Origin of the sequence: Thioclava sp. UBA3469 (assembly GCF_002378135.1) — a bacterium.
GTDB classification, from domain to species: domain Bacteria; phylum Pseudomonadota; class Alphaproteobacteria; order Rhodobacterales; family Rhodobacteraceae; genus Thioclava; species Thioclava sediminum.
This window is the reverse complement of sequence record NZ_DFRG01000063.1, coordinates 473-1,534: the sequence shown is the minus strand read 5'-3', so window position 1 is coordinate 1,534 and position 1,062 is coordinate 473. Positions and strand designations below refer to the sequence as shown.

The following is a 1,062-nucleotide window of genomic DNA, read 5'->3' as shown; positions in this document are numbered from 1 at the left end:
GATGTATTTGATCATCAGGCCCATCTCGACGACGAAGAGCACGGTGTAGAAGGCCACGAAGCCCAGCAGCGTGAACAGCAGGTCGCCCACCGACAGGTGGCTGACCGAAAGTGCCGTTGGCAACACGCCGTCCACGGTCCAGGGTTGGCGTCCGAATTCGGCGGTGAACCAGCCCAGTTCCGCGGCGATCCACGGGGCGGGGATGACGATCACGGCCAGACGCAGCGCCCAACGCGGATATTGCATGCCCTTCCAGTTCGAGACGACGAAGAAGTAGACCATCAGCGCGATGAAGGAGAAGCCGAGCGCCACCATCAGGCGGAAGGACCAGAAGATCGGCCAGACCGTCGGAACGGTGTCATCCGCGGCCATCTTGATCTGCGCATCGGTCGCCTGTCGCGGATCGTCCATGTAGCGTTTGAGCAGATAGGCGTAACCCAGATCGCCGACATTCTCGTTGAACTGCTTGGTGACTTCGGGCGGGACATCGCCCTTGGCTTCGCGGATTTTCAGCAGGTCGTCATAGGCGACGATACCGTTGCGAATCCGCTCTTCCGAGCCTTTCACGAGCTCATCGATCCCGGTGATCTGCTCGGTCAGCGAGCGGGTGCCGATCAGGCCCATCACCCACGGGATATGGATCGCATATTTGGTCTCGCGATCTTGCTGATCGGGAATGCCGAAGAGGGTGAAGGAGGCGGGGGCCGGTTCGGTCTCCCACATCGCTTCCATCGCGGCGAGCTTCATTTTCTGGTTGTGAGTCGTCTCGTAGCCCGACTCGTCGCCGAGGATGACGACCGACAGGGCCGAGGCGAGGCCGAAGGCGGCCGCAACCGCGATCGAGCGGCGGGCGAGTTCGAAATGACGGCCCTTGAGCATGTACCAGCTCGACACGCCCATCACGAAGACAGCCGCCGTGACATAGCCTGCCGACACCGTGTGCACGAACTTGGCCTGCGCGACGGGGTTGAACACGACGTCGAAGAAGGAGGTCATCTCCATCCGCATCGTCAGCGGGTTGAAGTGGGCGCCGACCGGGTTCTGCATCCAGCCATTGGCGAT

The 1,062-nt window shown here is 61.8% G+C and carries 1 protein-coding gene; it reads right to left on the bottom strand.

Features of this window, described 5'->3' with window-relative positions:
• Nucleotides 1-1,062, bottom strand: a 1,062-nt coding sequence (locus tag B3D39_RS05450; RefSeq protein WP_286789444.1) for a cytochrome ubiquinol oxidase subunit I, incomplete at both ends; no start/stop codon positions are given.